Annotated in this window: 16 protein-coding genes and 1 tRNA gene (1 of these 17 only partly in view); 14 read left to right on the top strand and 3 right to left on the bottom strand. The window is 67.7% G+C overall.

Translation table 11 applies throughout. The features are described from left to right. Window positions 1-108 precede the first annotated feature (108 nt). The 8 genes from E3U26_RS08025 to E3U26_RS07990 all read left to right on the top strand — a co-directional run bounded on the left by E3U26_RS08025 (window position 109) and on the right by E3U26_RS07990 (window position 10,306). Complete coding sequence (locus tag E3U26_RS08025; protein ID WP_499104729.1) at window positions 109-2,085, top strand: long-chain fatty acid--CoA ligase; 1,977 nt, start codon at window positions 109-111, stop codon at window positions 2,083-2,085. A 2-nt stretch (window positions 2,086-2,087) separates the two neighbouring features. Beyond that, on the top strand, window positions 2,088-2,897 hold the full coding sequence (locus tag E3U26_RS08020) for an ABC transporter ATP-binding protein (protein WP_208021271.1): 810 nt from the start codon (window positions 2,088-2,090) through the stop codon (window positions 2,895-2,897). A gap of 10 nt (window positions 2,898-2,907) precedes the next feature. Then, window positions 2,908-3,888 (top strand): branched-chain amino acid ABC transporter permease, encoded by a 981-nt coding sequence (locus E3U26_RS08015; protein ID WP_243784131.1) that lies wholly within the window; start codon window positions 2,908-2,910, stop codon window positions 3,886-3,888. 143 nt (window positions 3,889-4,031) lie between these two features. Next, on the top strand, window positions 4,032-5,108 hold the full coding sequence (locus E3U26_RS08010; protein ID WP_036753573.1) for a branched-chain amino acid ABC transporter permease: 1,077 nt from the start codon (window positions 4,032-4,034) through the stop codon (window positions 5,106-5,108). Window positions 5,109-5,153: 45 nt separating this feature from the next. Continuing rightward, window positions 5,154-6,434 (top strand): ABC transporter substrate-binding protein, encoded by a 1,281-nt coding sequence (locus tag E3U26_RS08005; RefSeq protein ID WP_036753572.1) that lies wholly within the window; start codon window positions 5,154-5,156, stop codon window positions 6,432-6,434. 61 nt (window positions 6,435-6,495) lie between these two features. Next, window positions 6,496-7,320, top strand: a complete 825-nt coding sequence (locus E3U26_RS08000) for an ABC transporter ATP-binding protein (protein WP_036753571.1) — start codon at window positions 6,496-6,498, stop codon at window positions 7,318-7,320. 18 nt (window positions 7,321-7,338) lie between these two features. After that, entirely contained in the window at window positions 7,339-8,556 is a 1,218-nt protein-coding gene (locus E3U26_RS07995) for a phenylacetate--CoA ligase family protein (RefSeq protein ID WP_499104727.1), read from the top strand. Between the two features lie 28 nt (window positions 8,557-8,584). Next, on the top strand, window positions 8,585-10,306 hold the full coding sequence (locus tag E3U26_RS07990) for a peptidoglycan-binding domain-containing protein (RefSeq protein ID WP_499104726.1): 1,722 nt from the start codon (window positions 8,585-8,587) through the stop codon (window positions 10,304-10,306). A 498-nt stretch (window positions 10,307-10,804) separates the two neighbouring features. Here E3U26_RS07990 and ykgO read toward each other — a convergent pair whose 3' ends face one another. Beyond that, window positions 10,805-10,930 carry a type B 50S ribosomal protein L36 gene (ykgO, locus tag E3U26_RS07985; RefSeq protein WP_024842876.1) on the bottom strand — a complete coding sequence of 42 codons (126 nt, stop codon included), beginning with the start codon at window positions 10,928-10,930 and terminating at the stop codon, window positions 10,805-10,807. Window positions 10,931-11,014: 84 nt separating this feature from the next. Beyond that, window positions 11,015-11,089: transfer RNA gene (locus tag E3U26_RS07980), tRNA-Val, on the bottom strand. Between the two features lie 183 nt (window positions 11,090-11,272). On the opposite strand from E3U26_RS07980, the gene E3U26_RS07975 reads away from it, so the two are divergent. From E3U26_RS07975 to E3U26_RS07955, 5 genes are read left to right on the top strand one after another with little or no spacing between them, the layout of a single operon-like run. Then, window positions 11,273-12,136 (top strand): N-formylglutamate amidohydrolase, encoded by an 864-nt coding sequence (locus tag E3U26_RS07975; RefSeq protein ID WP_072462201.1) that lies wholly within the window; start codon window positions 11,273-11,275, stop codon window positions 12,134-12,136. An 18-nt stretch (window positions 12,137-12,154) separates the two neighbouring features. Beyond that, window positions 12,155-13,042, top strand: coding sequence for an SPFH domain-containing protein (locus tag E3U26_RS07970; RefSeq protein WP_036753563.1), 888 nt, complete (start codon window positions 12,155-12,157; stop codon window positions 13,040-13,042). Then, entirely contained in the window at window positions 13,039-13,311 is a 273-nt protein-coding gene (locus E3U26_RS07965; RefSeq protein WP_072462202.1) for an NfeD family protein, read from the top strand. The genes E3U26_RS07970 and E3U26_RS07965 overlap by 4 nt, the downstream gene beginning before the upstream one ends. 20 nt (window positions 13,312-13,331) lie before the next feature. Continuing rightward, window positions 13,332-13,727 (top strand): NUDIX hydrolase, encoded by a 396-nt coding sequence (locus E3U26_RS07960; protein ID WP_499104724.1) that lies wholly within the window; start codon window positions 13,332-13,334, stop codon window positions 13,725-13,727. A 50-nt stretch (window positions 13,728-13,777) separates the two neighbouring features. Further along, window positions 13,778-14,407, top strand: a complete 630-nt coding sequence (locus E3U26_RS07955) for a glutathione S-transferase family protein (RefSeq protein WP_036753557.1) — start codon at window positions 13,778-13,780, stop codon at window positions 14,405-14,407. On the opposite strand, the gene pyrF is transcribed toward E3U26_RS07955, so the two are convergent. After that, window positions 14,408-15,100 (bottom strand): orotidine 5'-phosphate decarboxylase, encoded by a 693-nt coding sequence (gene pyrF, locus E3U26_RS07950; protein ID WP_499104723.1) that lies wholly within the window; start codon window positions 15,098-15,100, stop codon window positions 14,408-14,410. It abuts the gene before it with no gap. 155 nt (window positions 15,101-15,255) lie between these two features. Between pyrF and clpB the strand changes: the two genes are divergently transcribed. Further along, window positions 15,256-17,864, top strand: the 5' portion of a protein-coding gene (clpB, locus tag E3U26_RS07945; protein WP_036753552.1) for an ATP-dependent chaperone ClpB. Its footprint extends 19 nt past the window's final position; 2,609 of the gene's 2,628 nt are visible here — the first part of the coding sequence; the start codon lies at window positions 15,256-15,258; the stop codon falls past the right edge of the window.

Here is a 17,864-nt window from a genome sequence, read left to right as displayed (position 1 = left end):
CGGTCCCTGTAACAATTCGTAGGATTCAGGAAAAACTGACGCAAGAATTGCCGCAGTAAGCTGCGATTGCCAGAGGGAAGAGGAGCCCTGACGGCAAGGGGAGGAACCATGCAGAACGCTGAGGCGGCCCAGGCCGGTTTGCAGTCGATTCCAGCGTTGCTGGCGCGCAATGCCGAACGCTTCGGCAACCGGCCCGCCTATCGGGAAAAGGAATTCGGGATCTGGCAAAGCTGGACCTGGGCCGAGGCCGCGGACGAGATTCGCGCCCTGGCGCTGGGCTTCTTGGTGCTGGGCCTGAACCGCGGCGATCACGTCGCCATCATCGGCCGCAACCGCCCGGCGCATTACTGGGCCATGGTCGCGGCGCAGATGTGCGGCGCGGTGCCGGTGCCGCTGTATCAGGACGCGGTGGCCGAGGAGATGGCCTATGTGCTGGACCATTGCGGCGCCCGCTTCGTCGTCTGCGGCGACCAGGAACAGGTGGACAAGGTGCTGGAGGTCGGCGCCCGCGCCCCCTCGGTCGAACATGTGGTCTATACCGACAAGCGCGGGATGCGGAAATACGACCATTCCCGCATGAACGCGCTGGCCGATGTCCAGGCCGAGGGCCGCGCCGCCCAGCAGCGGCTGGGGCACGAACTGGACGCGCGCATCGCCGAACTGGGCTATGACGATACCTGCGTGATGCTGTATACCTCGGGCACCACCGGCAAGCCTAAGGGCGTGGTTCTGTCCAACCGCAACATCATCGAGACCGGCAAGAACACCGCCTCCTTCGACCACCTGACCGCGCGCGAGGAAGTGCTGGCCTATCTGCCCATGGCCTGGGTCGGCGACTTCATCTTTTCGGTCGGGCAGGCCTATTGGGCCGGCTTCACCGTGAACTGCCCCGAGGGCGCGCATACGATGATGACCGACCTGCGCGAGATCGGGCCGACCTATTTCTTCGCCCCGCCCCGCGTCTTCGAAGGCCAGCTGACCTCGGTGATGATCCGCATGGAGGATGCCGGCCGCTTCAAGCGCTGGCTGTTCCGGCATTACATGGAGATCGCCCGCCGCGTCGGCCCGGCGCTTCTGGACGGCAAGCCGGTCGGCGCGCTGGACCGGCTGCGCTACGGCCTGGGCAACCTGCTGGTCTATGGGCCGCTGAAGAACACGCTGGGCTATTCCCGCATCCGCGTCGGCTATACCGCGGGCGAGGCGATCGGGCCCGAGATCTTCGATTTCTACCGTTCGCTGGGCATCAACCTGAAACAGCTCTACGGCCAGACCGAGGCCAGCGTCTTCATCACCCAGCAGCCGGACGGTCAGGTGCGCTCGGACACGGTCGGCGTGCCCTCGCCCGGCGTCGAGCTGAAGATCGCCGAAAGCGGCGAGGTCTTCTATCGCTCGCCCGGCACCTTCGTCGAATATTACAACAATCCCGACAGCACCGCCTCGACCAAGGATGCCGAGGGCTGGGTGGCGACCGGCGACGCCGGCTTCTTCGAGGAGGCGAGCGGGCACCTGCGCATCATCGACCGCGCCAAGGACGTGGGCCGCATGGCCGATGGCCGGATGTTCGCGCCGAAATATGTCGAGAACAAGCTGAAGTTCTATCCGAACATCCTGGAGGCAGTGGTCTTCGGCGCCGGCCGCGACATGTGCACGGCCTTCATCAACATCGACCTGACGGCGGTCGGCAACTGGGCCGAGCGCAACAACATCGCCTATGCCAGCTACCAGGAGCTTGCCGGCCATCCAGAGGTCTATGCGACGATCAAGCAGCATGTCGAGGCGGTGAACGAATCCGTCGCCGCCGACCCGATGCTCTCGGGCTGCCAGATCAGCCGCTTCCTGGTGCTGCACAAGGAACTCGACCCCGACGACGGCGAGATGACGCGCACCCGCAAGGTGCGCCGCAACATCATCGCCGAGAAATATGCCGACCTGATCGAGGCGCTCTATGGCGGCCGCGACACGGTCAGCACCCGCACCGAGGTGACCTACGAGGACGGCCGCAAGGGCGAGATTCGCGCCACGCTGAAGATCGAGGACGCCCGGACCTTCCCGACCCAGACCATGCAGAAGGTGGCCGCGGAATGACCATGCAAGAAGGCTATACCACCGCCGACGGCCGCCAGATCGGCGGGGTGCTGATGGATCTTCGCAACATCACCCTGCGCTTCGGCGGCGTGACGGCGATCAAGGACATCAGCTTCGACATCCGCGAGGGCGAGATCCGCGCCATCATCGGCCCGAACGGCGCCGGGAAATCCTCGATGCTGAACGTGATCTCGGGCTTCTATGTCCCGCAAGAGGGCGAAATCTGGTTCAAGGGCTATCGCCGCGGCCCGATGAAACCCTATGAGGTGGCGCGGCTGGGCATCGCCCGCACCTTCCAGAACATCGCGCTGTTCGACGGCATGTCGGTGCTGGACAACATCATGACCGGGCGGCTGAACATGATGAAGGCGCCGATCTGGAGCCAGGCGCTGTGGTGGGGCCGCGCCGAGCGCGAAGAGGTCGAGAACCGCGAGCAGGTCGAGAAGATCATCGACTTCCTGGAAATCCAGAACATCCGCAAGACGCCGGTCGGCCGGCTGCCTTACGGCTTGAAGAAACGCGTCGAACTGGCCCGCGCGCTGGCGGCCGAGCCGCGGATCCTGCTGCTGGACGAGCCGATGGCCGGCATGAACGTCGAGGAGAAGGAGGACATGTGCCGCTTCATCCTGGACGTGAACGACGAATTCGGCACGACCATCGCGCTGATCGAACATGACATGGGCGTGGTCATGGACCTGTCGGACCGGGTGGTGGTGATGGATTACGGCCGCAAGATCGGCGACGGCACCCCCGACGAGGTGCGCAGCAATCCCGAGGTCATCAGCGCCTATCTTGGCGTGGCGCACGAGTAAGGGGGCGGCGATGGAATTTCTCTACGCAAGCGAAGTCCTGGCGAACGGCCTGATGGCCGGGGTGATGTATTCGCTGGTCGCGCTGGGCTTCGTGCTGATCTACAAGGCCTCGGGCGTCTTCAACTATGCCCAGGGGGTGATGGCGCTCTTCGCCGCCATGACGCTGGTCGGCATCATGGAGGGCCGCGTGCCCTTCGCCCATTTGATCAACGCGGCCTTCGGCGTGCATGTGTCGAGCTTCGGCTGGACGGTGCCGGGACTGTTCGCCATCCTGCTTACCGCGCTGATCATGGTGGGCCTGGCCATCGCCATCGAAAAGCTGGTGCTCAAGCACCTGGTCGGGCAGGAACCGATCATCCTGTTCATGGCCACCATCGGCCTTGCCTGGTTCCTGGAAGGGCTTGGCGACGTGATGTGGGGCGCCGACGTGAAGGTGCTGGACGTGGGCCTGCCGCAAGGCATTTCAGAGACGGTCGAGACGATGACGAACGACTGGCTCGGCTACGGCTTCTTCATCGACCGGCTGGACATCTGGGCGGCGGTGATCGCGGCGGCGCTGGTCGCGGCCCTGGTCGGGTTCTCGCAATATACCAAGCAGGGCAGGGCGATGCGCGCCGTGGCCGACGACCATCAGGCGGCGCTGTCGGTGGGCATCAGCCTGCAGTTCATCTGGATCATGGTCTGGTCGATCGCCGGGTTCGTGGCGCTGGTCGCGGGCATCATGTGGGGCACGAAATCGGGGGTGCAGTTCTCGCTCTCGCTGATCGCGCTCAAGGCGCTGCCGGTGCTGATGCTCGGCGGCTTCACCTCGATCCCCGGCGCCATCGTCGGCGGGCTGATCATCGGCATGGGCGAGAAGCTGTTCGAATATTTCGTCGGCCCTATGGTCGGCGGGGCGACCGAGAACTGGTTCGCCTATGTGCTGGCGCTGATCTTCCTCGTCTTCCGGCCGCAGGGGCTGTTCGGCGAGCGCATCATCGAGCGGGTCTGAGGATGAAAAGATTCTATGCCTCCGGCGGGGATATTGGGACACGAAAGAAGCGCGGAATCTTGCGTTCTTCCGTGGAGAAATATCCCGCGGGGGCGTGGGGGCGCGAAGCCCCCACGGGCAAGGCGTGACGCTGGGAGGAACGGATGTTTTACCGCGAGGCGGGTGATTTCAAGACGAGCTATCGCGACGATGGCCAGACCTTTCCGATCCGGCTGGATCGCTGGGGCTATTACGCGATCCTGGCGGTGGCCTTCCTGGTCGTGCCCTTCGTCATCGACAGCTACTGGGCCAATGCGGTTCTGGTGCCCTTCCTGATCTATGCCATCGCCGCCATCGGGCTGAACATCCTGACCGGCTATGCCGGCCAGGTCAGCCTGGGCACCGGCGGTTTCATGGCGGTGGGCGCCTATGCGGTCTACAAGCTGATGACGAGCTTTCCGGGCGTGCCGATCGTCGTCCATATCGTCCTGGCCGGGGCGATCACCGCCGTCGTCGGCGTGCTTTTCGGCCTGCCCAGCCTGCGCATCAAGGGCTTCTACCTGGCCGTGGCGACGCTGGCCGCGCAGTTCTTCCTGGTCTGGCTCTTCAACAAGGTGCCGTGGTTCTACAACTATTCCGCCTCGGGCCAGATCAACGCGCCCGAGCGCACCATCCTGGGTTGGGCGGTGACCGGGCCCGCCACCACGGCCTCGGCGAAATACCTGATCTGCCTCGTCTTTGCCGTCGTGCTGGCCTGGGTCGCGCGCAACCTGACCCGCGGCAGCGTGGGGCGCAAGTGGATGGCGATCCGCGACATGGACATCGCGGCCGAGATCATCGGGGTGAATCCGCTGACCGCCAAGCTGTCGGCCTTCGCCGTCTCCAGCTTCTTCGTCGGCATCGCGGGGGCGCTGCTGTTCTCGGTCTACCTGGGTGCGGCCGAGGCCAGCGAGGCCTTCGGCATCAACAAGAGCTTCCTGGTGCTGTTCATGATCATCATCGGCGGGCTTGGCAGCATCTTCGGCAGCTTTGCCGGCGCCGCCTTCCTGGTGCTGCTGCCGGTGCTGCTGAAGAATGTGCTGGTGGCGCAGTTCGGGTGGCCCACCGACCTGGCCGCCCACATCGAGCTGATGATCGTCGGCGCGCTGATCGTGTTCTTCCTGATCGTCGAGCCGCATGGGCTGGCGCGGCTCTGGGCGCTGACGAAGGAAAAGCTGCGGCTCTGGCCGTTCCCGCATTAACGACCGGACAACCGGCACAATCAAAACCTTGGGGAGGAGACCAAGATGAAACTGAAGCTTGCAACTGTCGCACTGGGCGCCGTCATGGCGGCGGCGCCGGCCATGGCCGACCTGGTGGTGCCCAACCTCAGCTATCGCACCGGGCCTTATGGTGCGAACGGCACGCAATATGCCGATGGGTTCAACGATTACTTCACGCTGCTCAACGAACGCGACGGCGGCATCGGCGGCGAGAAGATCCAGACCCCGGAATGCGAGACCGCCTATAACACCGAGAAGGGCGTCGAGTGCTACGAGGCGACCAAGGGCTCGGGCGCGCTGGTCTACAACCCGCTGTCCACCGGCATCACCTATCAGCTGATCCCCAAGGTCTCGGCCGACAAGATCCCGCTTTATACCCCCGGCTACGGCCGGACCTCGGCCAAGAACGGCAAGGTCTTCGAATGGGTGTTCAACGCGCCGGCGAACTATTGGGACGGCGCCAGCGTCGCCATCAAGTATCTGCTGGACCAGAACGGCGGCGACCTGAACGGCAAGAAGATCGCGCTGGTCTATCATAACTCGGCCTATGGCAAGGAGCCGATCCGCACCTTGCAGGAACTGTCCAAGAAGCACGGCTTCACCCTGACCGAACTGCCGGTCGACCCGCCCGGCCAGGAACAGAAAAGCCAGTGGCTGCAGATCCGCCGCGACAAGCCCGACTACGTGCTGATGTGGGGCTGGGGCGTGATGAACCAGACCGCCATCCAGGAGGCCGCCAACATCCGCTTCCCGATGGAGAATTTCATCGGCACCTACTGGTCGGGCTCGGAAGTGGACGTGAAGCCGGTGGGCGCCGGCGCCAACGGCTACAAGGCGCTGACCTTCCACGGCGTGGGCATGGACTATCCGATCTACGAGGACATGAAGAAACATGTCATCGATCCGGGCAAGGCCTCGCAGGGCGGGCAATATGTCGGCTCGGTGCTGTATTCGCGTGGCATGTATGCGGCGGTGGTGATCGCCGAGGCGATCGCGAAGGCGCAGGAGCTGGCCGGCACGGCGCAGATCAACGCTACGCAGCTGCGCGACGGGTTCGAGGCGCTGGACATCACGCCTGAACGGCTGGCCGAGCTGGGCCTGCCGGACTTCGGCCCCGAGATCAAGATGACCTGCGACAACCATGGCGGCAGCGGCATGGCGCGCTTGCAGCAATGGGATGCCTCGGCCGGCAAGTGGAGCCTGATCACCGATTTCACCGAGCCGGACCAGGAAGTGCTGGACCCGCTGATCCTCGAGGACAGCGAGGCCTATGCCAAGGAAGCCGGCATCTCGCCGCGCTGCTGAGCCGCTTTTCCCCGGCGGTCCGCCGCCGGGGGCCTTTCACCCGCGCCTGGAGGGAAAGTCCATGTTCGACGCCGCGCCGCAACGCGAGACCCTGCTCGAGGTCAACAATATCGAGGTGATCTACAATCACGTCATCCTGGTGCTGAAGGGCGTCAGCCTGTCGGTGCCCAAGGGCGGCATCACCGCGCTTCTGGGCGGCAATGGCGCGGGCAAGACCACGACGCTGAAGGCGATCTCGAACCTGCTGCATTCCGAGCGCGGCGAAGTCACCAAGGGCGCGATCAGCTATCGCGGCGAGCGGGTGCAGGAGCTGGACCCGGCCAGCCTGGTCAAGAAGGGCGTGATCCAGGTGATGGAGGGGCGCCATTGCTTCGAGCACCTGACCATCGAAGAGAACCTGCTGACCGGCGCCTATACCCGCGGCGACGGGCGCGCCGCCATCGCCCGCGACCTCGAGATGGTCTATTCCTATTTCCCCCGCCTCAAGGAGCGCCGGAAAAGCCAGGCCGGCTATACTTCGGGCGGCGAGCAGCAGATGTGCGCCATGGGCCGCGCGCTGATGTCGCGCCCCGAGATGATCCTGCTGGACGAGCCCTCGATGGGCCTGGCGCCGCAGCTGGTCGAGCAGATCTTCGAGATCGTCAAGGCGGTGAACGAGGGCGAGGGCGTGACCTTTCTCTTGGCCGAGCAGAACACCAATGTCGCGCTGCGCTATGCCCATTACGGCTATATCCTGGAAAGCGGCCGCGTGGTGATGGACGGGCCGGCGGATGCGCTGCGCGAGAACCCGGACGTCAAGGAATTCTATCTCGGCATGTCCGACCAGGGCCGCAAGAGCTTTCGCGACGTGCGGTCCTATCGCCGGCGCAAGCGCTGGCTGGCCTGAGGGCAGAAAGGCACCCCCATGACATTCTATGACAAGCTTGAAACCCGCAGCGCCGACGAGCGGGCCTCGTGGCTGGCGGCCGAATTGCCCGCCGCGGTCGCCCGCGCCCGCACGGCGCCGGGGCTGGCGCGCTTTCTGGGCGATGTCGAGCCCGAGCGGATCGCCACGCGCGAGGCGCTGGCCCGGCTGCCGGTGATCCGCAAGTCCGAACTCTCGGCCGCGCAGAAGGCGTCTCCGCCCTTCGGCGGCTTCACCACCCGGCCGGCGCCGGATTTCGAGAACGTCTTCCAGAGCCCCGGCCCGATCTATGAGCCGGGCCGGCGCGGCGACGACTGGTGGCGGCTGGGCCGCTTCCTGCATGCGGCGGGCGTGGGGCGGGGCGACATCGTCCACAATTGCTTCGGCTATCACCTGACCCCGGCGGGGATGATGTTCGAAAGTGCCGCCCGCGCGGTCGGGGCCGCGACCCTGCCGGCCGGCACCGGCCAGACCGAATTGCAGATCCGCGCCGCCGTCGATATCGGCACCACCGTCTATGCCGGGACGCCGGATTACCTGAAGATCATGCTCGACAAGGCCGGGGAACTGGGCGAGCGGTTGCGCTTCACCCGCGCCGCCGTCTCGGGCGGGGCGCTGTTTCCCAGCCTGCGCCAGGCCTATGCGGATCGCGGCATCGCCACGACGCAATGCTATGCCACCGCCGACCTGGGCCTGATCGCCTATGAATCCCCCGCCATGGAGGGGATGATCGTGGACGAGCGGGTGATCGTCGAGATCGTCCGCCCCGGCACCGGCACCCCGGTCCCGGATGGCGAAGTGGGCGAGGTCGTCGTCACCACGCTGAACCCGGACTATCCGCTGCTGCGCTTTGCCACCGGGGATCTTTCTGCGGTGCTGCCGGGGGCCAGCCCCTGCGGGCGCACCAACATGCGCATCAAGGGCTGGATGGGCCGCGCCGACCAGACCACCAAGATCAAGGGCATGTTCGTGCGCCCCGAGCAGGTGGCGGCGCTGGTCGCCCGCCACCCGGAAATCTCACGCGCTCGTGTTGTCGCGGACCGGTCCGGGGACATGGATGTGATGACGGTGCTGCTGGAAACCGGGGCCGAGGATGCGGCAAGATACGAAGGAACGGTGTTGGATACACTGAAACTTCGCGGCCGGGTGGAACTGGTTGCGCCGGGCTCGCTGCCGAACGACGGCAAGGTGATCGAGGACCGACGCAGCTACGACTGATTCCGGCCCCCCGGAATGAGGTCGCCCGATGCGCATCGCCGTCGTCCTGCTTGCTGCCCTGGTCGGGGCCGTGCCCGCCTGGGCCGAGAATCGCGCCGTCATCATCGGCAATGCCGATTATCGCAGCGCCCCCGACCTGGCAGGCTCGGACACCATGGCCCTGGCGAAGGCGCTGCGCGAGGCGGGCTTCACCACCCAGCAGGGCGTCGACCTGGAGGCGCGGCCGCTGCGCCGGCTGCTCGAGGCGCTGGCCCGTGCCGATGCCGATCCCGGCGCGCACATCGTGGCGCTGAACGGCCGCTTTCTGCATGACGCGGACGAGACCTGGTTCATGGGCACCGATGCCGATGCGCCCGGCCCGGCGGCGGCCGGGGTGCAGGGCGTGCCGCTGTCGCTGGTGATGCGGCTGATGGCGGGGGGCGAGCCGGGCTCGGTGCTGATCCTGGGCACCGATGCGCAGCAGATGCCGCACCGGCCGGGGCTGGAAAACGGCATCGGCGCGCTTCGGCCGCCGGCCGGGGTCTCGGTCGTCACCGGCCCGCCCGAGGCCGGGGCCCGCGCCCTGGCCGGGCTGCTCGGCGGGGCGACGCTGGCCCAGGCCACCGCTGGCCGGGCGCTTTCGCTGCTGCCCGAGGATGCGGGCAACCTGCGCCCGGTGCCATCCCGCAATACCGCCGATGCGCTGGCCGACGACCGCGATGCCTGGGCCGAAGCCGCGGTGGCGGACGGCGCCCCGGCCTACCGCGACTATCTGGCGCGCTATCCGCAAGGGATCTATGCCGCGGATGCGCGCCAACGGCTGGCGCAGATCGGCCGCGCGCCGGGTGTGCGCTATGCCGACCGTGCCGCCTGGAGCCAGGCCGTCGCGGCCGATACGGCAGCAGCCTATGCGACCTATCTGAAAGAGTTTCCCGTCGGACGCCATGCCGGCGCGGCGCGCAAGCGGCTGGCCGAATTGCGCCCCGCCCCGCCGGCAAGGCCCGCATCGCAACCCTCGCCGGCGGTGACGGCCGAACAGGCCCTTTCGCTCGGCCCGGCCGGGCGCGCCGCCATCCAGCGCCAGCTGTCGCGGCTCGGCCGGCAGCCGGGCCCGGCCGACGGCGTCTTCGGCCCGCGCACGCGCCTGGCGATCGCGGCTTGGCAGCGCGCCAACGGGCTGACGGCGACCGGGCACCTGACCGGGCCGCAGGTGCGGATGCTCGCCGCCCAGGCGGAAGGCAGCGCGACCGATACCGCCGCCCAGGACCGCGCCTTCTGGCAGCAAAGCGGCGCGGCCGGCGAAGCCGAGGGGCTGCGCGCCTATCTCGACCGCTATCCCCAGGGCATCCACGCCGAAGCGGCCCGGCGCCAACTGGCCAAGGCTGGCGCCGGCCGCGACACCCCCCAGGGCGACGAGGCGACTTGGCGCTGGGCCCGCCGACAGGGCTCGGCCGCGGCCTACGAGACCTATCTGGAACGCTTCCCGGCCGGCACCCACGCGCCTGCCGCGCGCGACCGCCTGGCCACCCTGCGCGCCGGCATCGAGGCGGCGCGGCGCGAAGAGGCGGGGCTCGGCCTGGCCCCCTCGACCCGCCGCCTGATCGAAGAGCGGCTGCGCATCGCCGGCATGCAGCCGGGCCCGGCCGACGGCGCATTCACCGAGGAAACCCGCGCGGCGCTGCGCCGCTACCAGGCGGCGCGCAATCTGCGCGTCACCGGCTATGTCACCCGGCAGACGGTCTCGGGCCTGCTGGCGGATGTCCTGCGCTAGCCCCGGCGGGACGACGTCTCGGCGTCCTCTTCGTCATGCCGGCGGGGTCTGCATCGCGATGCAGACGCCTCTCAACGCGTGCCAAGCGCGCTGGCAGCGATGATCCCTTTCGTGTTGCTTGTGCCCTCGGCCGCCGCCATCGGCCAGGGCCGCGCCCTTGCGCATGCCGCCTCGCTCGGCTGGGCGCGCGCCGCGCGTGCCGCCTTCCCTGGACCATGGCTTGAAGCCTGCCGCGCCCCGGCACCCCGGCCGCGATTTGCGGGCTCGCCCTGGGCCAGGCCGCTGCGGCGATCCTGCCGGGCCGCTTCGGCCGCCCAAGGATCTCGCCCGAATCCTCGCCGCGCGGCCCTGTCCTGCTTCCGATTTTCTTCCGTGTGGAAATATCCACGGGGGTGTGGGGGCAGTCAGCCCCCACCTGCTGCGCACCAACCGCGCAATGCGAAAACGCCCGCGGCACGGGGCCTGCGGGCGTTCCTCAACTCGGCTGACCGCCGGTTCTCAGCCCTGGCGGGCCTTAAAGCGCGGGTTGGTCTTGTTGATGATGTAGATGCGGCCCTTGCGGCGCACGACTTGGCAGTCACGGTGGCGGCTCTTGAGCGAGCGGAGCGAATTGCGAACCTTCATCGGTCTTCTCCTATCGCGGCGCATCGCTAGGTCGCGCCTTGAAAACGAAATACCCCCGAAAAAGCCTCGGGGGCGCGAAATGAATGGTGGGCGGTACTGGGATCGAACCAGTGGCCACTACGATGTCAACGTAGTGCTCTACCGCTGAGCTAACCGCCCCCCGTCAGGTGATTCTGCCGGCCTGCGCCGCCAGATCGCCTGGATCGGCGTGTCTATAGCCACCTCGCCCAGGGGTTTCAAGCCCTCAATCGACGGCTATTGGCCTTCCTCGAACATGGTTTATAAATCTTCCTGACTCGACCGTCCAGAATGGCGCCCTCTGCGCCGCCGGGGAAAGCCAGGATGACCAGGGAAGAGCCGACTTTCGATCTGATGCGGCCGCAATCGTGGCTGGGCGGGGTGATCTTTGCCTCGCCGCATTCGGGCCGCGCCTATCCCGACTGGTTCCTGGCCGAATCGCGCCTGGACCCGCAGCAGCTGCGCTCGTCCGAGGATGCCTTCGTGGACCGGCTGATCCAGCCGGCGCTGGACCATGGCGCCGTGGTGCTGACCGCGCGGGTGCCGCGCTGCGTGGTGGACCTGAACCGCGGCCCCGAGGAAATCGACCCGCTGGTGGTCTCTGGTGCCACGCCGGCGGTCAGCAATCCGCGCATCATGGCAGGGCTGGGGGTGATTCCCCGCGTCGTCTCGCAGGGGCGCGCCATCCACGACCGGCCGATCCCGCGAGCCGAGGCCGAAAGCCGCATCGCCCGGCTGTGGCATCCCTATCACCGCGCGCTTTCGGCGCTGATCGGCGAGGCGGTGGCGCAGTTCGGCGGCGCCATCCTGATCGACATGCATTCCATGCCGCGCGATGCGCTGACCCATCTGCCGCGCCCGCGCCCCGACATGGTGCTGGGCGACCGCAACGGGGTCTCGGCCGCGCCGCGGATCAGCGCCGGCGTGGCCGAGGCGGTGGCGGCCGAGGGTTTCCGGCTGCGGCGCAACTCGCCCTTTTCCGGCGCTTATATCACCCAGACCTATGGCCGGCCGCGCAACAATGTCCATGTCGTGCAGCTGGAACTGGACCGCTCGCTCTACATGGACGAGGGCCGGATCGAGCCGCGCCCGGACTTCGAGCTGTTCCGCGCCCGTTTCGCCCGCGTCGTCGCCCGGCTGGCGCGGCTGCGCCCGGATGCCAGCGACGCGGCCTTCGCCGCCGAGTGACCAAGGAAAGGAAATGCGATGCCGCCCGAAATCGCCGAGATGATCGGCCAGAACATCGCCCTGATCGTGCTGGCGCTGGTGATCCTGTTCGCCGTCAGCCGCGCCGTCCGCATCGTTCCCCAATCCGAGAAATACGTCGTCGAGCGCTTCGGCCGGCTGCATGCGGTGCTGGGGCCGGGGATCAATTTCATCGTCCCCTTCCTTGACCGGGTGGCGCATCGGATCTCCATCCTGGAACGCCAGCTGCCGACCTCGCGCCAGGATGCGATCACGGCGGACAACGTGCTGGTGCAGGTGGAAACCAGCGTCTTCTATCGCATCATCGAGCCGGAAAAGACGGTCTATCGCATCCGCGACGTGGATGCGGCGATCACCACCACGGTGGCGGGGATCGTGCGCTCGGAAATCGGCACGATGGAGCTGGACCAGGTGCAGTCGAACCGCGCCCCCCTGATCGAGCGCATCCGCGAATCGCTGGCCAATATCGTCGACGACTGGGGCATCGAGGTGACGCGGGCCGAGATCCTGGACGTCAACCTGGACGAGGCGACGCGGGCCGCCATGCTGCAACAGCTGAACGCCGAACGCGCCCGCCGTGCCCAGGTGACCGAGGCCGAGGGCCGCCGCCGTGCCGTGGAGCTGGCGGCCGACGGCGACCTTTATGCCGCCGAGCAGCAGGCCAAGGCCAAGCGCATGCTGGCCGATGCCGAGGCCTATGCCACCGCGGCCATCGCCACCGCGATCCGCGAGGGCGGGATCGAGGCGGCGCAATACCAGGTCGCCATGCGCCAGGTCGAGGTGCTGGCCGAGGTCGGCAAGGGCCAGGGCAAGCAGACGGTGATCGTCCCGGCCTCGGCCGTCGAGGCGCTTGGCGATGCCTTCCGCATGCTGCGGGGTGGCAAATGAGCTGGGCGAACGGCTGGATCTGGATCATCGCGGCGCTGATCCTGGCGGCGGTGGAGCTGGCGCTGCCGGGCTGGTTCTTCCTGGGCCTGGCCGGCGCGGTGCTGCTGATGGGGCTGGCGCTGCTTCTGGGCCTGTGGCCGGGCGGGCTGCCGATGGCGCTGGTGGTCACGGCGGTGCTGACCGGCGTGATCTGGCTGGCGTTGCGGCGCATCTTCGGCGCCAAGCGGGGCGAGGTGCGGCGCTGGACCCGCGACATCAACGACAACTAGGCTTTGCCGGCGCCAAGCTGGTGCTGACCCATGGCGCGGGCCTTTTGACCTGCCTGCGCGACGATTACGACTGGATCCCCTTTCCGGCGCATTGGGACCTGCCCGGCGGCGGGGCCGAGCCGGGCGAGACGCCGGTCGAATGCGCCCTGCGCGAACTGGACGAGGAATTCGGGCTGCGTCTGCCGGAAGGGCGGCTGGCGGGGCGGGCCTTTCCCTCGGTCCTGGACCCTGGCCGTTTGTCCTGGCTGTTTTGCGGCACCATCACCGCGGCCGAGATCGCGGCGATCCGCTTTGGCGACGAGGGGCAGGAATGGCGCATGATGCCGGTTGCCGAATTCGTCGCCCATCCGCGCGCCGTGCCGCATTTTCGCGACCGCGTGCGGCTGGTCCTTGCCGGCGCGGGCTGCGGGATTTGAGAATCGCCCCGCGGCGTGCATGATCGGCCCATCGCAGCAAGGAGGCATCCATGTCCCGCATGCAGCTTTATCGTCGCAACGGCTGGGGCTCGGCCATCGTCGAGGCCCAGCTGGCGCATTACGGGCTGAAGGCCGAGGGGATCGAGGTCGCGGACCTGTTCCTGGACCCGGCCGCCAGGCGCGAACTGATGCGGATCAGCCCGGCAGGGCAGATCCCGGTGCTGATCCTGCCCGACGGCCGGGTCATGTCGGAAAGCGCGGCGATCACGCTGCACCTGGCCGACATGACCGAACGGGACGACCTGGTGCCCGAGGCCGGGGCCGCCGAGCGGCCGCGCTTCCTGCGCTGGCTGATCTTCCTGGTGGCGCAGGTCTATCCCTGCTTCACCTTTGGCGACGATCCGGCGCGGTTCCTGACCGACCCGGCTGCGCAGAAGGAGCTGGGCGAGGCCACCACGGCGCGGTTGCAGGAGCTTTGGACCGCGGTGGAGGGCGTGGTGGGTGCGCCCTGGTTTCTGGGCGAGCGGTTCTCGGCGCTGGACATCTACCTGGCGGCGATGACCAACTGGAAGCCCGGCCCGGAATGGTTCGAGCGCCATGCGCCCAAGGTCTGGTCCATCGCCCGCGCCACGGCGGCGCGGGAGGATCTGGCGCCGGTCATGCAGCGCAATTTCGGCTGATTACGCCCCGGCCAGTTCCGCCTGGATCGCCTGCGCCGCGGCGCGCGGGTCGGCCGCCTGCCAGATCGGCCGGCCGACGACGATATGGTCCGCGCCTTGGGCGATGGCGATGGCCGGCGTCTCGATCCGCTTCTGGTCGCCGGCATCGCTGCCGGCCGGGCGCACGCCGGGGGTGACGATCAGCCGGCCCGCCGCCTCGGGCAGGGCGCGGATCAGCGCTGCCTCGCGCGGGCTGGCGATGACGCCGTCCGCCCCGGCCTCGAAGGCGCGGGCGGCGCGGGTCGCCACGATCTCGGCCACGTCGCCCGGCACGATCAGCCCGGCATCCAGGTCGGCGCGGTCCAGCGAGGTCAGGATGGTCACGGCCAGGATCTTCAGCCCCGAGCCGCTTGCCCCCTGTTTCGCCGCCCTGACCACATGCGGGTCGCCATGCACGGTCAGGAAATCCAGGTCGTATTGCGCGATGCCTTTCACCGCCGCCTCGACCGTGGCGCCGATGTCGAAGAACTTCATGTCCAGGAAGATGCGCTTGCCGTGTTCCTGCTTCAGCTCGTTGGCGAGCGCGAGGCCGCCGCCGGTCAGCATGCCCAGGCCGATCTTGTAGAAGCTGGCGGCATCGCCGATCCTTTCGGCCAGTTCCAGCCCGGCCAGCGCGTTCGGCACGTCCAGCGCCACGATCAGACGGTCGTCCATGTTTTCCCTCGGCCCCTGCGACAAACGGGCCGCTTATAGGCGGGAACCCTCTGTCTTGAAACCCCGTTTGTTCCTGCCCATGTGACTGGCAAGACCCGAGCCGGATCGTGCCAATGCGGGCGATCCAAAGCGGGGGCTGAGGAAAGGATTTTCATATGGATATGGAAAAGTTCACGGAACGGTCGCGGGGCTTCCTGCAGGCGGCCCAGACCATCGCCATCCGCGAGGAAAACCAGCGCGTGATGCCCGAGCATCTGCTCAAGGCGCTGATGGACGACGAGCAGGGCTTTGCCAGCAACCTGATCGCGCGGGCCGGGGGCGATGCCCAGGCCGTGCGCCAGGCCGTCGACCAGGCGGTGGCGAAACAGCCCAAGGTCAGCGGCGGGCAGGGGCAGGTCTATGTCGATCCCTCGCTGGTGCGCGTGCTGGACGAGGCCGAGAAGCTGGCCAAGAAGGCCGGCGACAGTTTCGTCCCGGCCGAGCGGGTGCTGACCGCGCTGGCCGTCGTCAACACCAATGCGCGCGACGCGCTGGCAGCCGGCAAGGTGACGGCCCAGGGGCTGAATTCGGCGATCAACGACATCCGCAAGGGGCGCACGGCCGACACCGCCAGCGCCGAGGACAGCTACGAGGCGCTGTCGAAATACGCCCGCAACCTGACCGAGGCCGCGGCCGAGGGCAAGATCGACCCGATCATCGGCCGGGACGAGGAAATCCGCCGCGCCATGCAGGTGCTGTCGCGGCGCACCAAGAACAACCCGGTGCTGATCGGCGAGCCCGGCGTCGGCAAGACCGCCATCGCCGAGGGGCTGGCGCTGCGCATCGTCGATGGCGACGTGCCCGAATCGCTGCGCAACAAGCAGCTTTGGGCGCTGGACATGGGCGCGCTGATCGCCGGCGCGAAATACCGCGGCGAGTTCGAGGAGCGGCTGAAATCCGTCCTGAAGGAGATCGAGAACGCCGCCGGCGAGGTCGTGCTGTTCATCGACGAGCTGCACGTTCTGGTCGGCGCCGGCAAGACCGACGGCGCCATGGATGCCGCGAACCTGATCAAGCCGGCGCTGGCGCGGGGCGAGTTGCATTGCGTCGGCGCGACCACGCTGGACGAATACCGCAAGTATATCGAAAAGGATGCGGCCCTGGCCCGGCGCTTCCAGCCGGTCATGGTCGAGGAGCCGACGGTCGAGGACACCATCAGCATCCTGCGCGGCATCAAGGAAAAATATGAGCTGCACCACGGCGTCCGTATCTCGGACGCTGCGTTGGTGGCTGCTGCGACGCTGTCGCATCGCTACATCACCGACCGCTTCCTGCCCGACAAGGCCATCGACCTGGTGGACGAGGCCGCGAGCCGGCTGCGCATGGAGGTGGACAGCAAGCCCGAAGAGCTGGACCAGCTGGACCGGCAGATCCTGCAGATGCAGATCGAGGCCGAGGCGCTGAAGAAGGAAGACGACGCCGCCTCCAAGGACCGGCTGGAGAAGCTGGAAAAGCAGCTGTCGGAATTGCAGGAGAAATCCGCCTCGCTGACCGCCCGCTGGCAGGCCGAACGCGACAAGCTGGAAGGCTCGCGCACGCTGAAGGAGCAGCTTGACCGCGCCCGCGCCGAACTGGACCAGGCCAAGCGCGAGGGCAACCTGGCCCGCGCCGGCGAGCTGAGCTATGGTATCATCCCCGGACTCGAGCGGCAGCTGGCCGAGGCCGAGGGCCATAACGACGGCCTGCTGGTCGAGGAGACCGTCCGCCCCGAGCAGATCGCCGAGGTGGTGGAACGCTGGACCGGCATCCCCACCAGCAAGATGCTGGAGGGCGAGCGCGAGAAGCTGTTGAAGATGGAGGACGTGCTGGGCCGCCGCGTCATCGGCCAGTCCGAGGCGGTGACGGCCGTGTCGAACGCCGTGCGGCGGGCGCGGGCCGGGCTGAACGACCCCAAGCGGCCCCTGGGCAGCTTCCTCTTCCTCGGCCCGACCGGCGTCGGCAAGACCGAGCTGACCAAGGCCATCGCCGAATACCTGTTCGACGACGACTCGGCCATGGTCCGCATCGACATGTCCGAGTTCATGGAGAAGCATTCGGTCGCGCGGCTGATCGGCGCGCCCCCCGGCTATGTCGGCTATGACGAGGGCGGCGTGCTGACCGAGGCGGTGCGGCGCCGCCCCTATCAGGTGATCCTGTTCGATGAGGTCGAAAAGGCGCACCCGGACGTGTTCAACGTGCTGCTGCAGGTTCTGGACGACGGCCAGCTGACCGACGGCCAGGGCCGGACGGTGGACTTCAAGCAGACGCTGATCGTGCTGACCTCGAACCTTGGGGCGCAGGCGCTGTCGGCCCTGCCGGAAGGGGCCGATTCGGGCCAGGCGCGGACGCAGGTGATGGACGCGGTCCGGGCGCATTTCCGGCCCGAGTTCCTGAACCGGCTGGACGAGATCGTCATCTTCCACCGGCTGACGCGCGAGAACATGGACGCCATCGTCCGCATCCAGCTTGCGCAGCTGGAGGGTCGGCTGGCCCAGCACAAGATCGGGCTGGACCTGGACGAGGCGGCGCTGAAATGGCTGGCCGACGAAGGCTATGACCCGGTCTTCGGCGCCCGGCCGCTGAAGCGGGTGATGCAGCGCAGCCTGCAGAACCCCCTGGCCGAGATGATCCTGGCCGGCGAGGTTCTGGACGGCCATACCGTCCATGTCACCGCCGGGCCCGAGGGGCTGGTCGTCGGCAACCGCGTCTCCTCGGCCCATCTGGGCTCGGCGGATGAAAGCGGGCC

The sequence above is a fragment of the Paracoccus ferrooxidans genome, assembly GCF_029909815.1.
In the GTDB taxonomy this organism is placed as follows: domain Bacteria; phylum Pseudomonadota; class Alphaproteobacteria; order Rhodobacterales; family Rhodobacteraceae; genus Paracoccus; species Paracoccus versutus.
Note: the sequence above shows the minus strand (reverse complement) of the source record. Positions and strands in the feature narration are given on the sequence as shown.